Raw genomic sequence first — 16,833 nt, forward strand, 5'->3', positions numbered from 1 at the left:
CCTGCGCGAACCGTTTTGAAACACCGCGACTTGCGGTATCCTGTCCCCAAAACCCAGATGAAGATTCCCGCCCGACTTGCCGGCATGACCGGTGCAGTCCTGATGCTCCTGACGCCCGCCGCCCGCGGCGAGGCGATGCTGCAGTATTTCAACACGACTTGGGCGGAAATCACCCGCAAGATGCCGGAACTGGCGGAGGCCGGGTATAGCTCGCTGTGGCTCCCGCCGCCGACCAAGGCCTCGGGCGGACTCTCGGTGGGATACGATTGCTGGGACCGCTTCGATCTGGGCTCGAAGGATCAGCGCGGGACCGTACGGACGCGCTACGGAACGGAAGCGGAGCTCCAGGAGCTGGTGCGCGTGGCGCATCGTTTCGGGATCCGGGTCTACTTCGACAATGTGATGAATCACAACGCCTTCGAGACACCGAAGTACAACGACTTGGTGCCGGAGAACGTTTACCCCGGATTTCTCCCGGAGGACTTCCACCTGCGCCGCACGGCCGAGGGCTACTACCGCAAGTGGGACAACACCCGCGACTGGAACGACGCCTGGCAGGTGCAGAACCTCGGTCTCTCCGACCTGATCGACATCGCGACCGAGCCCGGCTCGACCAATCTCAATCACGGCACCGGGGAAGGTCACACGACCACGAAGCCGAACTTCGTCCGCCACCCGGATAATCCGGAATACTACTGCTACATCCCCACCGCCAGCGGGCAGAAGCACTCCGCCGGACAGGGAGCTTACGTTGGCTTCGGCACCGGTAACGGGATCACCACCGCGCTGATCACGGCCAATGCCTCCTTCTACACCGAGCGCGTGGAGGACATGCTGAACCGCGCCGCGCGCTGGCAGGTGGACCGCATCAAGGCGGACGGCTTCCGGCTCGATGCCGTGAAGCACACGCCAGCGGATTTCTTCGGCGCGACCTTCGGCGGCGACAAGGACTCCTCAAACTACGGCTACTCCGGCCAGATCCAGCAGCAGTTCAATCTCACCCGCGGGTTCTCCGATTGGAGCAATCACCGCGATTCCCTCTTCGATACCGAACAAAGCCGGGATGATGCCATGCTCTTCGGCGAGCACCTCGGCCAGCCCCCCGCCTACGGTCCCTACATCGATGCGGGAATGCGGCTGATCGACAACGACCTGAGATCGAACTACAACAACCTGCTAGGCAACCCTTCGTCCGGGATGAACGGCTACGACCAGCCGGGGCAAGGTGGCTTCTCGCCTGCGGTGGCGGTCATGCACGCCCAGAGCCATGACAACGATTACGCCGCTCGCCGCGAGCTCCAACACGCCTTCTACTTCACCCGCGCGGGTCTGGGGCTGATCTATACGGATGGCAATTACCACGCGGGGATTCTCGGCGCGAGCGGCGGTGCTTTCCCGCGCCATGCCAATACTGCATTCCTCGGCCAGTGGGGCGATGCGCGGATCCCGAACCTGCTGAAGATTCACAACGACTTCGCCCGCGGCTGGCAACGCGGCCGTTACAGCGATGCGGATCTCGTCAGCTACGAGCGCATCGATGACCGGGAGTTCTCCGAAAGCAATCAGGCACAGAAGGAGCGCAAGGGCGCGACGATGCTCATCGCCGTGAACGACAATTACGCGTCCGGCAAGGCGGTCCTCGGCGGCACTTCCTTCCCGTCCCAAGGAGGCGGCGGCTCCGAGAACAACCCGAACACGAACGACGAATACCTTTACCAGTACGCCCGCGGCTACGGCAGCCAGGTCGGCTTCTACAGCTACGCCTCCAGCCTGAATTCGGTGGTGGTCGATCCCGGCAGCTACTTCGTCTTCGCACCACGCACGCCCGAGGATTCGGATCTCTGGAAAAATGCGGGGGGCTCTCCGATCACCATCTATCAGGGCAGCGAGAAAGCAGGAAGCTTCGAGGTCGAGCGCAAGGACGGCACGGATGGCGACCCCGCTTTCAACCCCTACGGCCTACCGGACGCGGTGAACAACGACTATGCTTATCGTATGTCGGTGCCGCGCGTGACCAGCGCGAGCAACCTGCGCTTCGTGGTGCGGGCGGATGGCTCGGCGGAGAACATCCTGCTGAAACTGGACGGCGGCATCGACCTCAACGGCACCCGCCCCGTCGGCAACAACGACCCGCTCTACCGCGACCGACCGCCTGCCCTCTCCACCGATGTGTTTCTCGGCTACGAGCAACCGGCTTTCGTGCGCCGCCAGTTCGCGGAGAAATTCGCGGCCAAGGATACCTTGCGAAACCAGATCGGATCGCAGGGTGCCGAAACCTTTCACAAGGTGATCGGCACCGCGGGCTTCACGATCGCGAACGGCCCCGCGAATGCGAACGACTACAGCACCCAAGACGGCGAAGTGGCGGCTTTCCTCTATCATGATCCCGCGGCGGATGCAGGCGGCACGCCCGCGGGCGGCTGGCCCGGCGGCGTCGTGCCGAAGCAGTATGCGGAAAATGCCTCCACCATCACGGTGTGGGCAAAGCCGAACGGCGTGGGCAACGGCTTCAACATGTTCTTCTATTACACCAGCGACGGCAGCAATCCCGAGGCTGCGGGCGGCAGCGGCACGGGAACTACCAAGGTGGTGCAGATGCACTACTCGCACAAACAGGACGCGGATGACTGGTGGTCGAGCGTGACGATCCCGAAGCCTGTGACGGGACAGACGCTCAAATACAAGATCGGCATCTTCAAAGACGGTGCCGCGAGCGTCTATCCCTCCGGCCCCAACTCGGTATCGAAGAAAAAGAAGATGATGACCGTCTTTGAGATAAGCGGCTTCAACGCGGGCACCATCGTCCACTCCCCGCACAACGACTACGGCGCGACGGAGACCGGCCTCGCCGAAGGCTTCCACGTGCTGCGCGGCCGGGCCTTCCTGAAGCGCGACGGCAAGGCCTCGCTCTACAACATCTTCACCCAGACCTTCTACTATGACGCCGCAACGCCGACCGGCCAGATCATGTTCCCGGCCGCGGATGGTGCCAGCATCGGCGGCAACGAATACGGACTGGTGGTGCGCGCGGACAACTTCACCAGCGAGGTGTGGTACAAGATCGACGACGGCGATGCGAGCAACGATGACTCCGCCACCGGGGCTAACAGCGGCAACGGCGCATGGGTGAAGGCATCCGAAGTCACGCCGAACCCCGGCATCGTCCCGACAGAGCCGGCCCATGCCCGCGAGTTCCGCTTCACCTATGTGAACATTCCCTCGACCGGCAATGCGACGATTCATGTCCGGCTGAAGGAAGTGACTTCCTCCGCGGACAACAACCTGAGCGATACCGCCGGCCACTACACCACCCTCACCCGGACGGTGCAGACCGCGGGCCCGGACCGGAAGATGTTCGTGGCCTTCCCTCAAAACGACGGCGCGGCGATCGGCAGCAACTACGTGCTGAAGACCTACTTCTCGAAGGCCTTGGCAGACGGTCTCACCGAGGCGCAGTTGAAGGCCCGCTTCACCGTGCGCTATGGCGCGGATGACGTCTGGCCTGCAGGGGTGCAGGTGCTTCCCGCCAGTGCACTCTCGATCCAATTCAACGAGACCGCGGACTACCATGCCCTGGCCTTCTCTCTGCCGAATCTCTACGACGGTCGCCCCGGCTTTCTGTATCGCGTGGAGATCGCCCAGGATCGGCCAGAGCCCTTGGTGGATCTGAGTGCCACACGGCGTCTGGCAGCGCTCGCGGGCACCGGACCGCGTCTTGCGATCCTCCGCCCGCTTGAGACCGACCTTTCCGGAAGGCCGGTGGAGATCCTCCTGCCCGATGAGAACGGGCCCGGCACGCTGGACTACCTCGTGCGCGTGGAAACGGACACCACCACCACTGCGGTGGATCTCGATTTCGTGATCGGCAGCGGCACCCTCGCCCCGCTGGACTTCGATCCCGTGGTCCCGGGTATCCAACCGGAGATTCAAGGCTCCAGCGCCTTCTGGAATTTCACTTGGGAGATCACTGCAGCCGGTGAGTATCGCCTCATTGCCACCGCGACCTCGCCGCAGGCGGTGAAGACGGAGACGAGGAATGCAACCGTGGTCAGCCAGCAGGAAGTGCTGGATCGGGAGGCTTCGGAGTCACCCGCCTTGTCCCTGATCAGCGGTGGCTACCGTCTCAATTTTCCCACCCTTCCGGGCCGGATCTATCAGCTCCAAGTCTCGGAGAACTTGAGCGACTGGGAAGACTCCGGCGCGCCGCTCAATACCGCGAACGCCGATGGTCCCGGCACATTCCAAGTGGATGACACCAGCGGAGGCGACAAGCGCTTCTATCGCGTTTTGATCCAAGCGGCACCTTGAACCCACTCCCCATGAGATCCTTCGCGATTCTTCCGCTGTGCTGCGGCCTGGTCCATGCGGCGGGAACCCTGAGCGTCAGCACTCCCAGCTATCCGGCGAGCCGCAGCGCCGAATACACCATCAGCCACGTCTACATCGACGAGGTCGCGGGAACGAGCGTGCCGATCACCTTCCGCTTCGCTCCCGGCGTGGGAAACGTAACCGACGTGGAACTGTGGACCAACGTGAATCGCCGCGACCTCGCGAACACAGACAAGGACGGCAACGGCTATCCCGATGGCGTGGTCGCTCCGAACGGAAACACCGTTACCGACTCTGCGGCCGATACCGATCCCGTGAGCGGCTATTACTTCGCGCCGCTCAATATGAGCGATGTCGGCGGCGGTATCTGGGAGATCACCCTGCCGGTGGCGAAGACCGGCGCCTACCGCGTCTCCGCCCGCTTCAAGACTTCGGACAGTCCGGGCAACTGGCAGTGGTATGGGCTGCGCGATCACTGCCTGGTAGCCGCGCCGGCCATCGCCCGCGATGTGCGGCTCTATGAGGTGAACGTCTTCAACATTGAGGCCGATGGCGACGGCTATGCCAATCGCTCAACCCTCGAGGATCTCCACAACGCGCCGGGAGCGCCACACAATGGCAACAACCGCTGGGATCTCGACTACCTCACCAGTCTCGGCTGCAGCTGGCTGTGGTTCCAGCCGATCCATCCGAACGGCATCGACGGTCGCGAGATCAATCCCGGCACCGGTAGCCCCTACGATCCGGGCAGCCCTTATGCGGTGAAGAATTTCTTCGAGGTGAATGCGCTGATGAGCGCGGCCCACAATGGCAGCCAGCCGGAGGCGGTGAACCGAGCGGCGGCGATGACCGCATGGCAGAACTTCGTGAGCGCCGCCGATGCCAAGCAGGTCGGCATCATGCTTGATGCGCCCTTCAACCATACCGCCTTCGATGTCGAACTGGCGCAGAAGGGCGTGGACCTCTTCCAGCGCGACGGCGAACCCGCATGGGCGGCGACCGACCAGATCCGCAACAAGGATGCGCGCTTCTTCTCGCGTGCGGGCAACTATGCCCAGCGAGCCTTCGATGCCAGCTCGATCGCGGCGGGCCCCGACCGCTTCGACTTCGGCAAGTGGAACGATGTAAAGGATGTCTTCTTCGGCCGCTATGACGCGCTGGTCGAGGTGGATGTCGAGCCGGAGCGCTCCAGCCACACGGCGGAGGGCGATTGGTTCGACACCTCTCAGTTCGAATGGACCAACGGCGACTTCACCCAAGGCGGACAGTCATGGAACGTAACCCGCCGCGTCTGGCAGTACTTCGCCCACTACGCGGTGCACTGGCTGGAGAAGACCCGGCCCGCCGGGCAGAACAGGAACTCGACGGCAGCCGACGGGGATACCGCCACCCGCTATGCCTGGGATGCCCGTGGCTTCGATGGCCTGCGCTGCGACTTCGGCCAAGGCCTGCCGCCACAGGCATGGGAATACATCATCAACACCGCGCGCTCGAAGAAGTGGAGCTTCGTCATGATGTCCGAGTCGCTCGATGGAGGCAACGTGACCTACCGCAGCGCGCGACAGTTCGACATCTTGAACGAGAACATCGTCTTCCCGCTCAAGTCCGCCGCGAACAAGCAGGACTACCGCAACATCTACGAGGGACGTCGTACTGCGTACGGTCAGGCCCTCGTGCTCGCGAACACCACCTCCCATGACGAGGAGGTGATGTCCGACCCGTGGCAATCGATGGTTCGCTATCTGGTCACCAACACTCTCGACGGCGTGCCGCTGGTCTTCCCCGGACAGGAGCTGGGGATCTCCACCACCTACGGCTACAACCACTACGAGACGAACTTCGGCAAGCAGATCCCACACTTCAAGCGCTGGAACTCGATGATGCCGATGTGGAACGACGCCGACTACGGAAACGACCAGCTCTATCCCGTCTTCGCCGCAGCCAATCGAGCCCGCGCGGCCAGCCCGGCCCTGCGCTCTTCCAACCGCTGGTTCCTCGATGGCGACGGGAACAACGCGCAGATCCATGCCGTCGCGAAATACGCCACGCCGAATGCCTCTCCGGCCTTCTCCGATGTGATGCTCGCCTTCGCGAACTTGGACCGGAACAACGTCCAGAGCGACACCTTCAAGATCCCCGCGACGCTGGCCCCGCTGCTTGGCGTGAAGGATACGCGTACCTATAACACCCGGAACCCCGCCGCCTACACCTCCCAGGATGCCAGCCGCGACGACACTTGGCTCTGGGGGGCAGGCATCACCGGTGCCAATCTCAAATCCTCCGGCTTCTTCGTCTCGCTGAACAAGGTGCCCTCATCCGCGGCGGGCTGGACCAGCGCCCCCTTCGAAGGACAGTATCTGAAGCTCTACGATGTCACCCCGCCGCCCTCGCCAGCGCCGCTGGCGAACTACTATGAAATTGGTACCAGCGGGACCTTCTCTTGGGTCCCGAATGGCGGTCCGGACGATAACATCGCCTCTTGGGAGCTGCTGATCGTGGACAACTCCAGCACCGTGGTGGCATCCGTCACCCTGCCCGCCACGACGACTTCCTACACCTTCACGGGCGCACCCGGCGGAATCTACCGCGCCACGATCACCGCGGTCAGCGCCGCAGGCATCGCCTCCACGGCTCCCGGCCAGAGCAATCCCGGCGGACCGGACCCCGCCTCCTCCACCAGCCCGCTGGCACTTCTGGCAGCAAGCGCCGATCCGGATGGCGATGGCGAGACCAACGCCGACGAACAAGCCGCAGGCACGAACCCCTTTCTCGCCACTTCCGTATTCCGGGTCGGTGGGATCTCGCGCAGCGGCGGAACGGTGGAGGTGCATTTCTCCAGCGTCCCCGGGCGTACCTATCAGCTTGAAACCAGCACGCAGTTGACCGGTGGAACCTGGTCGAATGCCGGAACGCCACTGGTGGCAGCAGGAAGCAGTAGCACCCTCACCCACGTCCCCGATTCCGGGGACACGAAACGATTCTATCGGGTACGGGTCGTGGAATGACCCGTCATGCCGCGGGTTTTGATAACAGGCGGGCCATCTTCCGCGTAGGATGGCCCCACTCATGCGAACCGCCATCTTCCTCGCCCTGCTCGCCGCCGCGAATGCCGCGGAGCTCGAAAGCACCTTCTTCGCCGAGACCCTGAAGGATCCGATCGAGCTCGCTCCGGCTCCGGATGGCGACATCTACATCGTCGAGCGCGAGGGCCGCGTGCTGCGTCTGCGGCCATCCACCGGCGGGCTCTTCGTGATCGGCGAGCTGGAGGTGACGGCACTCCGTAGCAAGGACCGCGAGAGCAATTGGGCACGCGAGGATGGCATCCTGGGTCTCACCCTCGATCCGGACTTCGCCAAGAATCAACGCCTTTACATCTACTACAGCCACCCGAAGGAGATCCTGAACCGCTTGTCCCGCTTCACGCTGAAGGACGGCAAGCTGGACCTCGCCTCGGAGCAAGTATTGCTGGATGTGAAGACAGATCGCCGCGACCGCGTCTGCCATCACGGCGGCTCGCTGGCCTTTGGTCCTGATGGATTGCTCTACCTGAGCACCGGCGACAATACCAACCCCTTCGAGAGCGACGGCTTCGCGCCGATCGACGACCGCGAAGGCCACGATCACGCCAACGCCATGCGCAGCGCGGGCAACACCAACGACCTGCGCGGCAAGGTACTGCGGATCAAGCCCACCGAGGACGGCTACAAGATCCCGCCGGGCAACCTCTTCCCGCCCGGGAAAGAAAAGACCCGCCCGGAGATCTACACCATGGGCCTGCGGAATCCCTACCGCATCTCGATCGATGCCAAGACCAACGTGCTCTATTGGGGCGAAGTGGGCCCGGATGCCGGCAAGGAAGGCCCGAAGGGTCCACGCGGCCACGACGAGGTGAACCAAGCCAAGAAGGCCGGCAACTTCGGCTGGCCCTTCGTGATCGCGGACAACAAGCCCTACGCCATCGTCGATTTCTCCAACGGACAGGTCGGAGCAATGACCGATCCGAAGGCTCCGAAGAACCCGAGCAAGCACAATACCGGACTTGTCGATCTGCCGCCCGCGAACCCGGCCTTCATCTGGTATCCCTACGGGAAGAGCGAAGAGTTCCCCACCGTGGGGGAGGGCGGCCGCAACGCCATGGCCGGACCGGTCTTCTACTACGATGCCCGTAAGAAATACAACCTGCTCGACCGCAAGGACGACCATACGCTGCTGACCTACGACTGGATCCGCAACAAGATGTGGAAGGCCAAGCTGGGCCGTGGCGAGAAACTCGAATCCCTGGAGCCCTTGATGGAGGGCCTCAAGCACCCGATGGATCTGGAGATGGCCGCCGACGGGACTCTATGGCTGCTGGAATACGGCACCGAATGGTACTTCAACACCGACGGCCGGGTCCGCCGCATCCGCCCCGCCGATGGCAACAAGCCTCCCATGGTCGAAGCGAAGCGCGAAGGAGAAACCTTCGCCGCCAGCACCAGCGATCCGGATGGAGACACGCCCCACATTGATTGGTGGCTCACGGAAGGCAGCAGCGAGCGCAAAATCGGTAGCGGCCCCGCCCTGGCGGTTTCTACCAGCGGCGGCTCCGAGCTTCGCGCGGTCGCGACCGATGCAAAAGGTGCCGTTGCGGTGGCCCGCATCCCGCTCGTCGAGGAGAAGGCAGCACCCTCCCTTGAACTGGAGTTTACCTCCACACCCGAGAAGCTCGGCTTCAGCGAAGACCTCGGCTTCAAGGTGAGCGGCTTGGAAGATGCCGCGAAGCTTGTCGTGCGCGCCCGTTACATCCCGCCCACCGGGCACGATGCGGGCGGCCCGCAGCTCCCCGTGGATATCGAGAAGCTCGTCGTGGCCCGCCAGTGCTTCGCCTGCCACCAGATCGAGAAGACCTCGGTGGGTCCCGCTTATCTCGACGTGGCGATGAAGTATCGCGGTGACGCGGCGGCGCTCGGGACACTTCAGGCAAAACTCAAGAATGGCGGCGGCGGCGTCTGGGGCGAGATCCCGATGCCTCCGCAGGTCGCCGTCTCGGATGGCGAAGCTCCGGAGATCCTCAAGGCGATTCTCGGTCTATCCAGCGGCATGGCAGAGGCTCGCGGAAACGCCAGCGGCTCCCTGAAGCTGAGCGATAAGCCTGCTGGCGCGGATGCCGGTGGTGCATGGGAAATCACCGCGGAAGCCCCCGGCTATCTCCCGGCCCGCAAGCGCCTGCTCGCGAAGTGACTCAGATGCTCTCGAAACGCCCCGCCTCACGGTTCTTCCGAACCTGACCGGCGGGGAAGACGGTGCCGTTCATGGCGAGGAAGACCCCTTCCGGCAGGGATTGCACCGCACCGAGAGCGAGGCCGAGATTGAAGACCGCATCCGTCACGCGGAAACGGGCCGGAGCCAGCGCCCCCGTCAGCACGATCGTCTTGCCCGGAATCCCGCGGAGCGCTTCCGCAGTCAACGCCATGGTATCGGTGCCGTGCGTGATCAGAATCCGTGACTCAGGCGCCTCTTCACACGCGGCACGGATCGCCTGCCGGTCTGCCGACTGCATCTCCAAACTGTCTTTGCGAAAGAGAGGGAGCAAGCGCCACTCAAGCGTCACGCCCGACTCGCGGAAAACATGCGGCACGGTGGGCTCTCCGACTTCATATTCGGATGAAGCGTCGAAGTAGACCTTGTCGATCGTACCGCCGGTGGTGAGGACGAGAAGCATGGGGTAAAACCGGATCAGGCCCGTGGCAGGAAGAAGGAGCGCTGCTTGTCGGAAATCGGCAGACCGAGCTTCTCCATCACCTCCAGCATGTCCTCCCACACCCGGCGCTTGTCCTGCGCGCCCGAGTTGTTGTGGAGCAGGTAGGCCGGGTGATAGGTCACGCGCACCGGGATGCCGGCGAACTCGTGCCACTTGCCGCGCATGCCGGCCACCGCCCCGGTGAGACCCAGCAAGCCCTCCGCCGCCGTGCCACCGAGAGCCACGATGCAGCGCGGCTTCACGATCTCCACCTCCGCCTTCACGAAAGAGATGCAGGAGGCCATCTCCTCGACCGTCGGCTTCCGGTTATTCGTCGTCTGGCCCTGCATCGCGGGGCGGAACTTCACGATGTTCGAGATGTAGACGGCGGGGCGATCAAGACCCATCGCCTTGAGAATGTCGTTCAGCTTCTGCCCTGCGGCACCCACGAAGGGCTCGCGCTGCAGCTCCTCTTGGTAGCCGGGTGCCTCACCGACGAACATCAGGTCCGCCTCGGGATTCCCGGTCGAGAAGACCATGGTGCCCCGCAAGCTGCCGAGACGGCGCGCGGGATCCCAATTCTCCGCCTGCCGCGCCAGCGCCGCGATCCGCTGGGCCGCGTCTCCCGTCGAGGGCGCGGTCACGGCGGGCACGCTCGGTGGCGGTGCGGCGGCCACCGGCTCCGGACGTGGTGCAGACTCTGCCACCCGGGCAGGTGCGGCCTGCCTTTCGGCGGGGCGGACAGCGGTAGCCCGGCCGCGGCGATGAAGCTCCCGCAGCAGTTCCTTGGCCTCGTCATCCAAATGGATGGTCTTCACCCCGCGGGCTTCTTCCCCGCGCAGGAAATCGATCAGGGCATCCACCGGAAGGCTCACGCGGGCGATGCTAGCGTCCCGGCCCGGACGCGCAACCCCGCCCTTCGGTCGATTCCGAAAGCGCGGGCCGCTTGTACTTGCCGGGCCGGGTCAATTTGACCCATGGTGACAGCGCGACTAACGCTTTTCCCACCCATGTTCCGCCGTATCTCCAATCTCATCAAAGGGTTCCTCGGCCTCTTCATCGGAGGAATCGAAAAGAAGAACCCCGAAGCCCTGCTCGAGGTCGAAAAGGAGAACCTGCGCAAGCAGATCGGTGAATTCAACCAAGGCCTCGCCGCCCACGCCGGCTTGGTCGAGCGCCTGATGTCGCAGGTCAAGAAGCTCAACGCACAGGAGAACGAACTGAAGGCCAAAACCAAGGCGCTACTGCAAGCCGGTCAGCGCGAAGCCGCCGCCGAGACCGCTCTGCAATACAAGAGCACCGACCAGCAGCACGCGGAACTCAACGCCCAGCTCGAAAGCGCCGAAGCCCGCTACAAGGAACTGGTCCGCGCCCGCGATGTGGCCATCAAGGCCGCCCGTGACAAAATCGAGCAGCTCCGCCGCGGCATCGACGACATGAAGGTGCAGCGCGCGATGGCCGAGCTCAACGAGATGGCGGCCGGCATGGTCAGCACCATCGGCGGCTCCGGTGACACGCTAAATCGCCTCGAGGAAATGGTGGAAGAAGAGCGCACGAAGGCCGCAGGCCGCGCTCGCGTGGCCCGCGACAGCGTGGACCTGAGCGGCACGGTGGTGAAGGAAGCCGAGCAAAAGGCTCTGGCCGACATGGCGCTCGCCGACTTCGCCGCCGCGGAAGGCATCGACCTGAAGCCGACCGAGTCCGCGCAGGAGACGCCTCCGGCACAGGGCACCATGGGTCCTGTGAGCCAATGACAAGTTCGGGTGGCGGGCTCCGCTTTCCACTTTAGCTTCTCCACGCATGGATCCCGAACTACCGTCCCGCTTCCGCGCCGAACGCTGGTACTCCGCCCCGAACCTGTGGCGGAAGATTTCCCGCTATGGCTTGGTGGCCGGGCGCAAGACGGTGCTCACCAGCATCACGCTCTACCATTGCCTGCGCGACAAGGACACGCCGGCTTGGGCGAAGGGTGTGATCGTAGGTGCTCTCGGCTACCTCGTCCTCCCTGTGGACATGGTGCCGGACATCATTCCGGGCGCAGGCTATGGCGACGACTGGGCGGCGCTGGTCGCGGCGCTCGGTACCGTGGCCATCTACGTGAAGGATGTCCACAAGGTGAAGGCTGCAGCGCAGACCGAGAAGATTTTCGGATTGAAGGCGCACTGAGGGAGCATCGGAACACCGGCCTTCTCCCCGCAGGTCACCACGCCTCGCCTGCCCTCGCCTCCAGACAAGACAACCTTGCCAAGCAGATGCCTGACAAGGTTGCCGAGATGTCCGGGAAATGGGACGCGTGGTCGAAGGAGGCTTCGGTCTATCCGAAACCTTGATGCCGCAGCTTACTTCGCCTCCGGATTCGCCTGGAGATAAGCGTCCACGTCCTTCGTCACCACCAGCTTGCCCTGCATGATCGCCCAGTGGCCGGGGAAGGTGCAGACGAATTCGTAGATGCCTTCCTTACCCGGAGCCGTCAGGCTCAGCGTCTCCTTCTGACCGGCATCGATCAGCTTGGAAGCGCCCAGCACCCGCGAGTCCTTGTCCGGCACATAGGCCCGGCCCTGGCTATCGAGCTTGTCGGGCGGGCTGGCTTGCACCGCCTCCGCCACCGCTTGCAGGGTCCCCGGCTGCACGAAGACGATGTTGTGCGGCATCGCATCCGGGTTCTCGAAGATGACCTGGAAGGGCTTGCCGGCCTCCACCACCATGCGCGTGGTATCGAAGCGCAGTTGCTCGCGGACCGCCTTCACCACGAAAACATTCACGCGCAGATCCTTCAGCACCTTGCGGGCAACCGCGCCACGATCCGCCGGCATCAGACCGGCCAGATCGTTCGCCACCTGCACCACCTCGATGTAGTCCTGCGAGGTGCGGTCTTCCGCCGGGACCTTGCGGGCCCAGTTCACCAGTCCGCCGGCAGCCGGATCGGCCAAGTCCGCGGACCACGAGGCACGCGGCAGCAGGGCCATGCCTTTCGCCGCCGGGATCACCTGCTCGCCCTTCTTGATCAACTCGACCAGACCGGCGAAGACCTTCTCCGGCTCCTTGCCCATGCTCACGAGCGCGCGCACCGCGGCGCCGCGCAGGCCACCGAGCGGATCGCTGGTCACCGCGATCTTGCTGCTCAGCTTCGGCGCGGGATTGGCCGGCTTCTTGAAGATCTCGCGCCGCTGCGAATCGAGCACCGTGACCGTGAAACGATCGAGACGGTCCTCGAAGCCCGCCCGGTTCCACACCGTCACCGCTTCCACCGGCTGATCGGTCTTGAGATCGAGCTCCCACCACGGGTTGTTCTCGCCCTCGTTGGTATGGGTCTGGGTGCCGCTGTCGTATTCGGCATCCGTTTTTCCATCGATCGCCCGCTGCGGAACCCCGCCATGGGATGTGCTCGATTGCTTGGCGATACCGTTGCCCGCCACGTTCACCCCACCGGCGAAAACCTGCACCTCGGCCAAGGTCAGCGTGCCTCGACGCGGCAGCTCGATGCGGACATAGCGCGCCTTGCCACCCTTCGCTTTCTCCATCTCGGAAGCCACCGGCCCCGGGAGTTGCGAGAGCAGCGGCAATACCTTGTCGAATGCCGAGCCACGCAAGGCCGGATCCGGCACCAGCGGCAGCGCTTCGAGGAAGTCGGTCAGGGCATCCGCAGACTTCGCGGCATTGCTCCATGAAGCATCGACATTGCCATCCACCACGATCAGCGCGGCCAAGGCACTGCGACGCACCAGCTCCGCATTCGTCGCGGCGGTGAGAGACTGCAAGCCGTCCCGCGCATCCTTCAAGTCGGAGGCGGGCTGCGTGAGCAGCAGTCGGCAGAGATCCGTGGTCGCTGCGCCGTTATTCTTCGCCAAGGGGCCCAATGTCGCCAGCAGCGCCTCCATCGCGCTGCTCTTCCTGAGCTTCGCCAACTCGCCCAAGGCTTCCGCGCGCTGCGCCAGCGAAACATCGGAACGCGTCAGCAACGCCGTCAGCGTGACCGGGGACTTCGGCAGCTTCGCGAGTTCCGCACCGCTCACCGAGCCCATGATGAATTCCACCCCGGCGGGATTGTCCGCCGCCAGCGCCTTGCCCTGCGCGATGGCATCCTTCCACCACGGCGTGAGCTGCCGCATGGTTTCCTTCAGGCAGTAGCTGATGTAGTAGTCCGCCGGATGCTTCAGCGCGGTGAGCGCCGCATCGGCCGCCTCCCATTCGCGGAAATAGCTGGCCACACGGACCGCCTCCAAGCGCACGCGCGGTGCCTCGTCATCGGCCGCCAGCTTCACCAGTTCCAGCGCACCGGGAACACGGTCACGCCAATAGCCGAGCACGCGCACGCCTTGCGCACGGGCCCGCGGCTCCGGCGACTTCAGCACCCGTTTGAGCAGATCGAGATCCACCACGTTGTGCCATTGGTGCACCCACAGCGCTTCGAGCATGTGGTGCTCATAGTCCTTCTCCTTCGGATCCAGCACCTTGATCCAGTCGTTCACCCCGCGGATGACTTCCTTCGCGTCGTGCTTGCCGAGTTCGATCTTTGCCCGCATCCGCACGTCGTTCTCCGGCTCCTTCAGCAGCTCCAGCAGCTTGGCCACCGGTTCGCCGTCGACTTTCTTCGGCACCATCAAGGGACGGCCCTCATAGGTGATGCGATACAGGCGCCCGTGCTGGTGATCCCGGTTCGGATCCCGCAGATGGTGCTGCAAGTGGCCGATCAGCATCTGTGACCAGTCCATGAAATACAGCGATCCATCCGGAGCCACCGTGATGCCGGAAGGACGGAAGTTCGGGTTCTTCGCGATGTCCGTGGTGATCAGGTGATCGAGCGTCTCGCCCTTGATTCCCGAGCCTTCATCCGTGAGCTTGGCGCGGAAGATCCCTTGGATGCTGATGACGTTCGTGTTCAGGAAAAGGCCCTGCCAGTCATCCGGGAAGTGCCGGCTTGTTAGAATGGCCGTGCCGGGACAGGGCCGCGAAGGACGATCCCAGAAGCGCTGCATGCCGGGATGCGCACCACTATCGAGGTGACCGCTCATCGCGGGGCCGAAGTAGTTGTCGTTGCCCGTCGCGTCGGTGATCAGGTCGTTACCCCAGTAATCGAACACACGACCGTGCGGGTTCGCGAAGCCGTAGGGCGCGTGGCGCATGAACTTGCCGGTGTTCGGCTCGTAGCGGTAGATCGCACCGTCGCTGTTGCGGATGGGTCCGTTGAAAGTCTCCACATTGCTGCGGTGGAAGACCCCGTCGCTCAGGTAGACCGCACCGCCCGGCTCTAGGCACATCGAGTTCGTCTCGTGGTGCGAGTCCGCCGCATCCAGTCCATGCAGCACACGCTCCTTCAGGTCCGCTTTGCCATCGCCATCGGTGTCCCTGACATACCACAGATCGGGCGATTGCATCAGCAATACGCCGTCCTTGTAGAACTGGAAGCCGGTCGGACAATTCAGCCCGTCCAGGAAGGTGGTGCACTTCAGCGCCTTGCCCGTCTTCGGATCAAGGTCGAAGACCAATAGCTTGTCGAAGTTCGTCGTGGTCGGCGAGGTCTCCGGATAGTTCGGCCACGCCGCGATCCACAGCCGCCCCTTCGTATCGAAGTTCATCTGCACCGGATTGATCAGATCCGGGAAGCTCTTCTCCGAGGCCACCAGCTCCACCTTGCAATTCGGCGGCAGCTTCAGGTGCTGGATCGCTTCCTCGGGGTCGAGGTAGGGTGTCTCGTCTTTCCGGTTCGGCGGCACCAAGTTCACCTTCGGCAGGTTGTCGTCGCTGACCTTGAGGTCGCCGCCCTTCGCCACCGCCCACACTCGCTTGTCGCGGTTCGCGGTCTTCACATCGCGCTGCGCCAGCTCTTCCCCCAGCGTGCTCGCGTTGGTCACGCCTTCATAGGCGATGCGCGAGCGATCGCCGAAGATGTTGTACTGATCGACGGTGCGGTAGCGGTGGTGCCACTCCTTGTTCTTATCCAGCACCGCGCTGCGGATCTTGCCGAGCAGAGGGTCCTCGAAGGCCGGCGGCTCCTTGCCGAAGATCGCCTTGAACTGCACCGGCGCGAGCTGGCGGTCGCCCTCTTCCGTCAGGTGAATTCCGTTGATCGTGAGCGGCGAGCCGGCTTTCGCAAAGATATCCTTGGAAGGCGTGTAGAGATCCACGAAGGGCACCCCCTTTGCCTGCGCCACCTCGGCCATCGCCTTGGTGTAGAGCTCCAAATTGGCATTGTTCTCCGAGCCATCGCTGAAGTCAGGGCTCTTCAAGTTCTCCTGCGCGATCGGCGAGAAGAGCACCAGCTTCGGCGCCGCCTGGCCATTGTACTTCGCCGCCTTCTGTGCATCCAGATAACTCCCGAGCGCCGCCTTGAAGCCCTCAAGCCCTTCCGGACCGCGGAAGGACTCGTTGAAACCCCAGTAAGCGAAGACCACGTCCGCACCGAAATCCGTGCCCGCCTTGTAGACCACGTTCGGCTCGCCCGGCTTGGTCGTGTCTCCCTTCTTCATCGAGAGGAACCACTCGGTCGTCGGCACATCGGCGGAGCGCGGCTTCACATTCACCTCGTCCGCGGCGAAGCCCAGGTTCCGCACCGTGAGGTCCAGATCCGGGTAGGCGCGGTGGATGAAAGTCTCCAGCCAAGCGTGATGCTGCTGCCGGTCGGCCAAGCCGCTGCCGACGATGGCGATGTGATCGCCTTTCTGAAGCTGCACGAGCGGCTCCGCCGCCACCGCGTGAAACGCGCAGGCGATGAGGGCCGCGCTGGTGCAGCGGGTTTGCCATCGGTGGGAAGTCATAGTCTTCTTTAAACAGGTTCTACGGGACAA

At 63.7% G+C, this 16,833-nt stretch carries 8 protein-coding genes; 5 read left to right on the forward strand and 3 right to left on the reverse strand.

Translation table 11 applies throughout. The features are described from left to right. The first annotated feature begins 57 nt into the window (after positions 1–57). The 3 genes from OJ996_RS15160 (at position 58) to OJ996_RS15170 (ending at position 9,549) form a co-directional block, all read left to right on the forward strand. Positions 58–4,308 carry an alpha-amylase family glycosyl hydrolase gene (locus OJ996_RS15160; RefSeq protein WP_264514464.1) on the forward strand — a complete coding sequence of 1,417 codons (4,251 nt, stop codon included), beginning with the start codon at positions 58–60 and terminating at the stop codon, positions 4,306–4,308. An 11-nt stretch (positions 4,309–4,319) separates the two neighbouring features. Next, a complete protein-coding gene (locus OJ996_RS15165) occupies positions 4,320–7,334 on the forward strand; it encodes a hypothetical protein (protein ID WP_264514465.1) in 3,015 nt (1,004 codons plus the stop codon). Between the two features lie 61 nt (positions 7,335–7,395). Continuing rightward, complete coding sequence (locus OJ996_RS15170) at positions 7,396–9,549, forward strand: PQQ-dependent sugar dehydrogenase (RefSeq protein WP_264514466.1); 2,154 nt, start codon at positions 7,396–7,398, stop codon at positions 9,547–9,549. A gap of 1 nt (position 9,550) precedes the next feature. Here the strand turns inward: OJ996_RS15170 and OJ996_RS15175 are convergent, their stop codons facing one another. Both OJ996_RS15175 and OJ996_RS15180 read right to left on the reverse strand, forming a co-directional pair. Continuing rightward, on the reverse strand, positions 9,551–10,030 hold the full coding sequence (locus OJ996_RS15175) for an asparaginase domain-containing protein (protein ID WP_264514467.1): 480 nt from the start codon (positions 10,028–10,030) through the stop codon (positions 9,551–9,553). Positions 10,031–10,044: 14 nt separating this feature from the next. Beyond that, the gene (locus OJ996_RS15180; RefSeq protein WP_264514468.1) at positions 10,045–10,923 is read right to left on the reverse strand and encodes a uracil-DNA glycosylase; all 879 of its coding nucleotides are present in this window, start codon (positions 10,921–10,923) and stop codon (positions 10,045–10,047) included. 135 nt (positions 10,924–11,058) lie between these two features. Here OJ996_RS15180 and OJ996_RS15185 point away from each other — a divergent pair, with 135 nt between their 5' ends. Continuing rightward, on the forward strand, positions 11,059–11,802 hold the full coding sequence (locus OJ996_RS15185) for a PspA/IM30 family protein (protein ID WP_264514469.1): 744 nt from the start codon (positions 11,059–11,061) through the stop codon (positions 11,800–11,802). A 46-nt stretch (positions 11,803–11,848) separates the two neighbouring features. Next, complete coding sequence (locus OJ996_RS15190) at positions 11,849–12,214, forward strand: YkvA family protein (RefSeq protein WP_264514470.1); 366 nt, start codon at positions 11,849–11,851, stop codon at positions 12,212–12,214. A 173-nt stretch (positions 12,215–12,387) separates the two neighbouring features. On the opposite strand, the gene OJ996_RS15195 is transcribed toward OJ996_RS15190, so the two are convergent. Further along, positions 12,388–16,803 carry a DUF7133 domain-containing protein gene (locus tag OJ996_RS15195; protein ID WP_264514471.1) on the reverse strand — a complete coding sequence of 1,472 codons (4,416 nt, stop codon included), beginning with the start codon at positions 16,801–16,803 and terminating at the stop codon, positions 12,388–12,390. Positions 16,804–16,833 lie beyond the last annotated feature (30 nt).

It is taken from the genome of Luteolibacter rhizosphaerae (genome assembly GCF_025950095.1).
GTDB lineage: Bacteria > Verrucomicrobiota > Verrucomicrobiia > Verrucomicrobiales > Akkermansiaceae > Haloferula > Haloferula rhizosphaerae.

Bases quoted from the DNA above. Each gene is read 5' to 3' on its own strand.
- OJ996_RS15160 (WP_264514464.1), top strand. From the start codon at position 58: ATGAAGATTCCCGCCCGACTTGCCGGCATGACCGGTGCAGTCCTGATG.
- OJ996_RS15165 (WP_264514465.1), top strand. From the start codon at position 4,320: ATGAGATCCTTCGCGATTCTTCCGCTGTGCTGCGGCCTGGTCCATGCG.
- OJ996_RS15170 (WP_264514466.1), top strand. From the start codon at position 7,396: ATGCGAACCGCCATCTTCCTCGCCCTGCTCGCCGCCGCGAATGCCGCG.
- OJ996_RS15175 (WP_264514467.1), bottom strand. From the start codon at position 10,030: ATGCTTCTCGTCCTCACCACCGGCGGTACGATCGACAAGGTCTACTTC.
- OJ996_RS15185 (WP_264514469.1), top strand. From the start codon at position 11,059: ATGTTCCGCCGTATCTCCAATCTCATCAAAGGGTTCCTCGGCCTCTTC.
- OJ996_RS15190 (WP_264514470.1), top strand. From the start codon at position 11,849: ATGGATCCCGAACTACCGTCCCGCTTCCGCGCCGAACGCTGGTACTCC.
- OJ996_RS15195 (WP_264514471.1), bottom strand. From the start codon at position 16,803: ATGACTTCCCACCGATGGCAAACCCGCTGCACCAGCGCGGCCCTCATC.